Origin of the sequence: Caballeronia catudaia (assembly GCF_001544755.2) — a bacterium.
GTDB classification, from domain to species: domain Bacteria; phylum Pseudomonadota; class Gammaproteobacteria; order Burkholderiales; family Burkholderiaceae; genus Caballeronia; species Caballeronia catudaia.
The window spans coordinates 1-1488 of the sequence record NZ_FCOF02000130.1; the positions used below are offsets into that span (position 1 = coordinate 1).

A 1488-nucleotide genomic window follows, 5' to 3' on the forward strand; every position below is an offset into this window, starting at 1 on the left:
TTGATTCCCGATAGCCGCGTGCTCGACGCCCCCGCCGATGGCCTGTCCGTCGAAGCGACGCTCGATATCGCCGCGCAATACGAGCTCGTGATCATCCATACGAGCACGCCTTCGTTTCCCTCCGATGCGCTCTTCGCCGAACATCTGAAAAAGCGCGCGCCGTCGATCCTGATCGGCATGGTCGGCGCGAAGGTCGCGGTCGATCCGCATAACTCGCTCATCGCGAGCGATGCCATCGACTTCGTGTGCCGCGAGGAATTCGATTACACGTGCAAGGAGATTGCCGAGGGCCGCGCGCTCGCCTCCATTCGCGGTTTGTGCTATCGCTTGCCCGATGGCTCGATCGAGCACAACGAAGCGCGTCCGATCCTCGAAAACATGGACGAACTGCCGTTCGTCGCGCCGGTCTACAAGCGCGACCTGAACGTGAAGAACTACTTCATCGGCTATCTGAATTATCCGTACGTGTCGATCTACACGGGACGCGGATGCCGTTCGCGCTGCACGTTCTGCCTGTGGCCGCAGACGGTGGGCGGACATCGTTATCGCGTGCGCTCGGTCGAGAACGTGCTCGAAGAAGTGAAATGGATTCGCGACAACATGCCCGAAGTAAAAGAGATCATGTTCGACGACGACACCTTCACCGACTTCAAACCGCGCGTCGAGGAAATCGCGCGCGGGCTCGGCAAGCTCGGCGTCACATGGTCATGCAACGCGAAGGCCAACGTGCCGTATTCGACGCTCAAGATCATGAAGGAGAACGGCCTGCGGCTCTTGCTGGTCGGCTATGAATCCGGCGATGATCAAATCCTTCTGAACATCAAGAAGGGCCTGCGCACAGATATCGCGCGACGCTTCGCTGACGATTGCCGCAAGCTGAACATCAAGGTGCACGGCACGTTCATACTCGGCTTGCCGGGCGAGACGAAAGAGACCATCGAGAAGACGATTCAGTACGCGAAGGAAATCAATCCGCATACGATTCAGGTGTCGCTCGCCGCGCCTTATCCCGGCACGACGCTCTATAACCAGGCCGTCGAAAACGGCTGGCTCGAAGAAAACAAAACGATCAATCTGGTCAGCAAGGAAGGCGTTCAACTGGCCGCGATCGGCTATTCGCATCTGTCGCGCGAAGAGATTTATCACGGGCTGGAGCGCTTCTATAAGCGCTTCTATTTCCGTCCGTCGAAGATATGGGAGATCGTGCGGGAAATGCTCACGAGCTGGGAGATGATGACGCGGCGTCTGCGCGAAGGGGTCGAATTCTTCCGCTTCCTGCGCGCGCGCGAGGCGTGATGCGGTGCGCGGTCTGATCGTCACCGCCGATGACTTCGGCCTGCACGAGCGGGTGAATGCCGCAGTCGCGCGCGCGCATCGCGACGGCGTGCTCACGTGCGCGAGCCTGATGGTCGGTGCGAACGCCGCCCACGACGCCGTGAAGATCGCGCACGACTTGCCGGACTTGCGCGTCGGGCTGCATATCGTGCT

2 protein-coding genes are annotated in these 1488 nt (G+C 59.9%); both read left to right on the forward strand.

Translation table 11 applies throughout. The features are described 5' to 3' along the window. Positions 1 to 1296, forward strand: a 1296-nt coding sequence (hpnJ, locus tag AWB75_RS36405) for a hopanoid biosynthesis associated radical SAM protein HpnJ (protein WP_061128739.1), incomplete at its 5' end; no start/stop codon positions are given. A gap of 4 nt (positions 1297 to 1300) precedes the next feature. Further along, the coding region (locus AWB75_RS36410) for a ChbG/HpnK family deacetylase (RefSeq protein WP_143746706.1) at positions 1301 to 1488 on the forward strand (188 nt) is incomplete at its 3' end.